This window comes from Methylopila musalis (assembly GCF_042679725.1).
GTDB classification, from domain to species: domain Bacteria; phylum Pseudomonadota; class Alphaproteobacteria; order Rhizobiales; family Methylopilaceae; genus Methylopila; species Methylopila musalis.
Genome location: NZ_JBHTMX010000162.1, coordinates 1 through 6,388 on the forward strand (window position 1 = coordinate 1; position 6,388 = coordinate 6,388).

The window sequence follows — 6,388 nt, forward strand, 5'->3', positions numbered from 1 at the left end:
CGCGGCGCTGTCGCCCGCGACCGCCGCCCGCATCGCCCAGCGCCACGGCGCCGACGCCGTGGTGCGCGAGCGGCTTCTGGCCCGCGCCGAGGTCGGCCCCGAGATCCGCCATATGCTGATGCGGGCGGTCGCCCGTTCGCTCGAAAGCTTCGTGGCCGATCGCGGCTGGCTCGCGCCGGATCGCGCCCGCCGGGCCTCGGACGAAGCCTGCGAGCGCGGCGCCATGGCGATCGTCGCCGAAGGCGCGCCCAATCTCAGGGGTTTCGTCGAGCATCTGGTGGCGCGGGGCGAGTTCGCGCCGAGCCTCGCCCTGCGCGCGCTGCTCTGCGGCGACGTGGCGCTGTTCGAAGCGGCGCTGTCGGTGCTGTCGGGCCAGCCGCCGCACCGGGTCGCGGGCTTCGTGCGCGATTTCGACGGACGCGGATTCGAGGCGGTCTATGCGCAGGCCGGGTTCCCGGCCGCCGCCCTGCCGTCGTTCCGGGCGGCGCTCGCCGCCGAGCGCGAGTTCGGACGCCCGGCCGGCGTCGCCGCGTCGGCGGAGCTGTCCCGGCGCAGGGTGGAGCGCGCGCTCACCGCCTGCGACGGCGCGGGCGCGGACGCCGGCCCCCTCCGGGCGATGCTGCGCCGGTTCCAGACCGAGGCGGTGCGGGCCGAAGCCCGCAAGGCGTTCGAGCGAAAAGCGATCGAGGCGCCGCGCGCCGCTGCCTGACGGCGACGGGCGGGCGGTCGCCGCCGCGTTCAGGCGGTCGGAGGCTTGGGGAGCACGTCGGCGCGCAGCGTGACGAGGCTGTTCACGATCTCGATCGCGAGCGGCAGATGCCGGCCGCGCACGTCCTCGCGCACCAGCGCCCGCATCGCCTCCACATGGCGGTCGAGATGGGGCTGGGGGGCCGCCGGCCCGAGCGCCTCCATCAGCTGGCAGAGCCCGTCCGCGATCTCGCCCACCAGCGGGAAGCCGAAGGTGGCCGCCTGTCCCCGAAGATCGTGGGCGGAGCGGTAGAACGCGGCTTCGTTCGCCGGATCGCGCTGGGTCGCGTAGGCTTTGCGCGCGGCCTCCAGCCGTTCGATCTCGGCGGCCATCCAGCCGTCGAACTCGGCGGAGAGCAGCTCCATGGCGTGCTCCGCCCGGGAGACGGCGTCGAGGCCGGACCGGTCGCCCCGCTTGGCGGGCTGCGCGGCGCGCTCCTTCAGCGCGTTTGGCGGCCGCAGCACCACGTGGTCGGTGAAAACCTCCGCCGGCACGTCCCAGCTCAGGCCCTCCAGCCGGGGCTCGAGCGTGAGATCCTGAAGCACGGCGTCGTCGGACAGCGCGGTGAGAATCGGGGGCTGGTCGGGCATCGGAATGGCCTTCAGGACACGACGCTCTCGCGCAGCCGGAGCTGCGCGGCGTCCTGCACGTAAGCGTCGTCCTTGGTGCGGCGCTCCGGTCCGTTGTAGGTGGTCGAGATGGAGCGGCGGCGGTCGGGACCGAAATAGTCGCGCGTCTTGATGAAGGGGCGCGGGTTGAGCACGCAGTTCAGCAGCCGCTGGTGCAGCGCCTTGGCCGAGATCGGCTTGCACAGGAACTCGGTGACGCCAGCGTCCCGCGCGCGGATGACGCGGCTTTTCTCGGAGTGCCCCGTCAGCATGATGATCGGCACGTAAGGGTTCATGCCGCTGTCCGGCCGGCGGATCATGCGCGTCAGCTCCACCCCGTCGAAGATCGGCATGGCCCAGTCGACGATGATGATGTCCGGCAGGTGGGTGGTGAACATCTCCAGACCCGCCGCGCCGTCCTCCGCCTCGTAGACCTCGCGCGAGCCGTAGCCGTGCAGCAGGGTGCGGACGATGCGGCGCATGTGCGCGTTGTCGTCGACGACCAGAATGCGGAGCTTTGCGAAATCGACGCGGATCATGAAGCCGCCGCGGAGGACGATGGGACGGTCCCCACGCTGTCACAAACGGCGTTAACGGCGCGTTACGGCCGGATCACCAGCCGAACTGTTCGGCGAGGATGCGCTCGTCCAGCCCATGGCCCGCGTCGTGCAGCATGACGAGGTTGGTCTTGCGGTCGAGCGCGATCTCGACCCGCTTCACGTCGCGGAACTCGATGTTGTCGGCCACCGCCGCCACGGGCCGCTTTTCCGGCTCCAGCACGTCGATCGCGACCGCGGCGCGGTCCGGCAGCAGGGCCCCGCGCCAGCGGCGGGGCCGGAACGGCGAGATCGGCGTCAGCGCCAGCAGCGGGCTCGCCAGCGGCAGCAGCGGCCCGTGGGCGGAGAGGTTGTATGCGGTGGAGCCCGCGGGCGTCGCCAACAGCACGCCGTCGCAGATCAGCTCCGGCATGCGCGGCTTGCCGTCCACCTCGATGCGGAACTTCGCGGCCTGGTAGGTCTCGCGCCAGAGCGCCACTTCGTTGATGGCCTTGGCCACATGCACCTTGTTGTCGCGGTCGCGGGCGCGCATGGTGAGCGGGTGGATGACCGTGCGCTCGGCGGCGGCGAGCCGCTCCCGCAGGCCCTCCTCCCGGTAGTCGTTCATGAGGAAGCCGACCGAGCCCCGGTTCATGCCGTAGATCGGCACGTTGCGGCCCATGACGTCGTGCAGCGTTAGAAGCATCATGCCGTCGCCGCCGAGCGCCACCACTACGTCGGCCTGATCCACCGGCACGCCGTCGTAGAGCGTGTTCAGCGTGGCGCGCGCCTCCCGCGCGTCGTCGGCGCCGCTCGCGACGAAGGCGATCCGTTCATATCCGCGACCGGTCATGCGCCGACACACTCTCCGCGAAGCGCGCCCGTCCGCGCCGCATGCCCGCTTTTACACCGGGTCGGGCGTCCGCGTCACCGCGCTGCGGCGCCTTAGAGCGCCGGGTTCCACATCTGCGGCACGAAGGCGTACTCGTCCGACGCGCGCCGGGCGATGTGGCCGACCGCGGGGAAGGGGAAGTGGTAGCCCGCGACGGCCAGCCGATCGCGCGCCACCATGTCCAGCATGCGCCGGCGCGTCGCCTCCGCCTGGACGGGGTCCATGTCGAACATCACGTGCCAGCCCGGATTGCGCACGAACAGCGCCGGATGGTTGGTGGTGTCGGACCACACGATGAGCTGCTCCGAGCCGGACGTGATCCGGAAGGCGCTGTGGCCGGGCGTGTGGCCGGGCGCGGGCAGGGCGACGACGCCGGGGGCGATCTCCTCCTCCCGGCCGAAGCGCGCCACGTCGCGGGCGATGGGCTCGAACACCCGGCGGGCCATGCGGAACGCGCCCTTCATGGCCTCTGGCGCGCGGCTCATCTGGCCTTCGTCCATCCAGAAGGCCCATTCCGCCTCCGGAACCCGCACTTCGGCGTTCGGAAACGCGTTCGAGCCATCCTTCAGCCGCACGCCGCCGATATGGTCCGGGTGAAAGTGCGAGATCACCACCGCGTCGATGGCCTTCGGGTCGAGCCCCGCCGCGGCCATGCTCTCGGACAGCTGCCCGGCGGTGGGCGCGAGGTTCGCGCCCGCGCCGGCGTCGATCAGGATCAGCCGACGGCCGGTGTTCACCACCAGCGTGGTGAAGGAGACCGGCACCGTGTCCGGCCCGAGAAACGCGTCCTGCAGCGCGGAGCGCACGTCCGCCACGGGCGCGTTGCGCACGAAGGAATCGTCGAGCGGCCGGCGGGTCATCCCGTCGGTGAGGGCGGTGATCTCGATGTCGCCGACGTTGTAGCGGTAGACGCCCGGCGCCTGACGCCCGGCGGCCGGCGCGGCGGCCTTGGCCGCGGGGCTGAGCGCCGCTCCGGCTGCTCCGCCGACCGTGGCGGCGATGAGGGAGCGGCGGGTCATGACGGTCATGCGGACGGCCTCCTGGCGATCGTCAACCGGGGATGCTTCGCGTTTCGATCGGCCCCGCAGAGGCGGCGGCGACGGTTCGGGGAGGGATTAGGTCAGCCACGGCCGTCCCGCAATCCAACGGCTGCGTCAATGTTGCGTGACGGATGGGCTTGAATGGGAAATCATGCGGTTTGGTCATCGGCGGTAGGGGTTTGTTTTCGAACGGTCTATCAACTGGTCCAGACCTGAATTTCGGAGCGACGGATGAGTTCTGACGAGGCGGCGGAGGGCGTCGTCCACTTCGCGCTGGCCTTGCTCGCTCATGGCGGCGACGCCATCGTCGGCGCCGACGCGTCCGGCGTCATCCGCGTCTGGAACGACGCCGCGTGCCGCATGTTCGGATATTCGCGGGCGGAGGCGGTGGGCCGTTCGCTGGACATCATCGTGCCGGACGCCATGCGCACCGACCACGCCGCCGGCATGCGCCGCCTCGTGCGCGGCGAGCCGCCGCGGCTGATCGGCCAGGTGCTGGAACTGCCGGCCCGGCGCGCGGACGGCGAGGTGTTCCCGGCCGAAGTCAACATCAGCTTCGCGGGCGAGGGCGAGGACATGGTCTTCGCCGCCGTGATCCGCGACGCCTCCGAGCGCCGCCGGGCCGAGGATCGGCTGCAAAGCCTCGCGATGTTCGACCAGCTCACGCTGCTCGCCAACCGCGCCCGCTTCATCGAGCGGCTGGACGAGGCGCTGGCGGGGCTCGGCCGCGCCGCGACCCTGCTGGTGATCGACCTCGACCGATTCTCGGACCTCAACGACATCGAAGGCCACGTGGTCGGCGACGAGATCCTGCGCGACACCGCGCTGAAGCTGAAGCGCATCGCGCTCGCCTTCGACAGCGACGGCGCGAGCGCGCCCGGCGTCGTGGGGCGTCTCGGGTCGAACTCCTTCGGCCTGCTGCTGCCGGACACGTCCAATCTGGCGGTGGTGTTCTCCGTCGCCGAGCAGGTCCGGTCCGCGCTGCTGCTGGGCTGTCCGATCCGGGACCGGGTGGTGAAGGCCACCGCCTCGATCGGCATCGCGGTCGCGCCCGAGCACGGCCCCACCGCCGTGCGGCTGATGGCCAACGCGGACTTCGCGCTGCGCCGCGCCAAGTCCGAGGGCTGCGACGCGCGGCAGATGTTCTCCTCCTCCCACCGCCAGGAGGTGGCGGCGCGGCGGGCGCTGGAGGCCGATCTGCGGCAGGCGGCGATCGGCGGCCAGTTCGAGCTGTTCTTCCAGCCGCAGGTGCGGCTCGAGGACGGCGCGCTGACCGGCGCCGAGGCGCTGCTGCGCTGGCGGCACCCCACCCGCGGATTGCTGTCGCCGGCGCAGTTCCTCGACGTTCTGGCGGGCTCCAGCGCGGCGGCCTCCGTTGGCGACTGGATCCTCAACACCGCCTGCGCCCGCGCCGAGCAGTGGCGCGCGGCCGTCGGAGGGCGGTTCCGGATCGGCGTCAACCTGTTCGAGGCCCAGTTCGCCCGCGAGGACATCGACACCGCCGTGGCCCGCGCGCTCCGGGTGACCGGGCTGCCGGCCGACGCGCTCGAGATCGAGATCACGGAGAATGTGTTCACCGCCTCCGACGACGTGGCGGTGGCCCGCGTCCGCCGGCTGCGAGACCTCGGCGTGCGCATCGCCTTCGACGATTTTGGCACCGGCTACGCCTCGCTCAACCTGTTGAAGCGCTATCCCATCACCCGGCTCAAGATCGACCGCAGCTTCGTGCGCAACATCTCCGACGCGCCCGAGGACGAAGCCATCGTCGAACTGGTGCTTCAGCTCGGCGAGCGCTTCGGGCTGGACGTGATCGCGGAAGGCGTCGAGCGGGCAGACCAGGAGGAGCACCTGCGCCGCCTCGGGTGCCGGGAGGGGCAGGGGTTCCTCTACGGCCGGCCCATGCCGGCCGATGAGTTCGGGCGCGTGTTCGTGAACGGCGGCGCGGCGGATCAGGCCGCGGTCAGGCGCTCGTCGTCGTAGGCGTCGTCCAGGAACCGGCGGATCACCTCGCGGGCGACGAACTCGCCGTGGCGGCTGACCTCCGGCAATCCCATCAGTTCGCCGAAGGCGGCGCGGGCAAGCGGCCCGGCGATCCACAACGGCCGGTCCGACGCGCCGTCGGCGCCGATGGCGCGGCTGCGCGGGTCCGCTGCGAGCCCGAGGCCCACCTCGTCCAGCGTGATCAGTCCGAGCTCCGCGAGGCCGCGCGCGAAAGCGTCCGCCTCCAGCAGGGACCTGTGCGCCGGGCCGGTCGCCAGCACCACGGCGTCGACCGTCACCACCTCGAACCGGTCGGGCCCGAGGCGCAGCGTCACCGCGACGCCGGTCTCGCCGGCTTCCACCTTGACCGGCTCGGCCTTGAAGATGCGCACCTTGCCGGAGACCGCGCCCCGAGTGATCGCCGCCTCCACCTGCGGCGCGACGCGGAAGCGGTGGACGTCCCAGAACGGACGCAGCCGGCGCACCACGCGCCGCCGCTCCGACACGGGCAGGGCGGCCCAGATGGCGGGGCCTTGCGTGCGCACCGCGTCCAGCACGCGCTGCCACGGCGCGCCCTGCGCCTC

6 protein-coding genes and 1 pseudogene are annotated in these 6,388 nt (G+C 72.1%); 2 read left to right on the top strand and 5 right to left on the bottom strand.

Translation table 11 applies throughout. The annotated features are described in order from the left end of the window. Nucleotides 1–709, top strand: a 709-nt coding sequence (locus tag ACFQ4O_RS13765; RefSeq protein ID WP_378776284.1) for a DUF2336 domain-containing protein, incomplete at its 5' end; no start/stop codon positions are given. 29 nt (nt 710–738) lie between these two features. Here ACFQ4O_RS13765 and ACFQ4O_RS13770 read toward each other — a convergent pair. The 4 genes from ACFQ4O_RS13770 to ACFQ4O_RS13785 all read right to left on the bottom strand — a co-directional run bounded on the left by ACFQ4O_RS13770 (nt 739) and on the right by ACFQ4O_RS13785 (nt 3,812). Further along, the gene (locus tag ACFQ4O_RS13770) at nt 739–1,338 is read right to left on the bottom strand and encodes an Hpt domain-containing protein (RefSeq protein WP_378776286.1); all 600 of its coding nucleotides are present in this window, start codon (nt 1,336–1,338) and stop codon (nt 739–741) included. 11 nt (nt 1,339–1,349) lie between these two features. Further along, nucleotides 1,350–1,895, bottom strand: coding sequence for a response regulator (locus tag ACFQ4O_RS13775; RefSeq protein WP_378776288.1), 546 nt, complete (start codon nt 1,893–1,895; stop codon nt 1,350–1,352). A gap of 73 nt (nt 1,896–1,968) precedes the next feature. Further along, on the bottom strand, nt 1,969–2,745 hold the full coding sequence (locus tag ACFQ4O_RS13780) for an NAD kinase (protein ID WP_378776290.1): 777 nt from the start codon (nt 2,743–2,745) through the stop codon (nt 1,969–1,971). Nucleotides 2,746–2,837: 92 nt separating this feature from the next. Further along, complete coding sequence (locus ACFQ4O_RS13785; protein WP_378776292.1) at nt 2,838–3,812, bottom strand: MBL fold metallo-hydrolase; 975 nt, start codon at nt 3,810–3,812, stop codon at nt 2,838–2,840. Nucleotides 3,813–4,055: 243 nt separating this feature from the next. On the opposite strand from ACFQ4O_RS13785, the gene ACFQ4O_RS13790 reads away from it, so the two are divergent. Next, complete coding sequence (locus ACFQ4O_RS13790) at nt 4,056–5,804, top strand: putative bifunctional diguanylate cyclase/phosphodiesterase (protein WP_378776294.1); 1,749 nt, start codon at nt 4,056–4,058, stop codon at nt 5,802–5,804. Here ACFQ4O_RS13790 and ACFQ4O_RS13795 read toward each other — a convergent pair. Next, nucleotides 5,774–6,388, bottom strand: a pseudogene (locus ACFQ4O_RS13795) (FAD/NAD(P)-binding protein); the annotation flags it as partial. The gene ACFQ4O_RS13790 and the pseudogene ACFQ4O_RS13795 overlap by 31 nt on opposite strands.